This is a genomic window from Gordonia sp. DT30 (assembly GCF_049844915.1).
GTDB lineage: Bacteria > Actinomycetota > Actinomycetes > Mycobacteriales > Mycobacteriaceae > Gordonia.
Map to the genome: position 1 here is coordinate 1 of NZ_JBNCLY010000139.1, position 209 is coordinate 209.

General features: G+C 63.2%; 1 pseudogene. It reads right to left on the bottom strand.

The annotated features are described in order from the left end of the window. Window positions 1–209 (bottom strand): annotated as a pseudogene (locus tag ACLQ3C_RS21770) (IS21 family transposase); the annotation flags it as partial.

Sequence of the window (209 nt, forward strand, 5' to 3'; positions counted from 1 at the left end):
GCCGCAGAGGTGAACTCGCGGCCCGGCAGGAACGAGGTCTCCAGATACTGGTTGTTGCGTTCGGTCATCCCTTTGAACTCCGGATCCCGCGGCGGCGCCAACACGATCCGGGTACCCAACGTGCCGGCGAACATCGCCGCCGGATCAGTGAGTTTCCCACGCCCACCGATCGCCGACTCACGGTCCCACACAAGCGTTTTCGATACCTT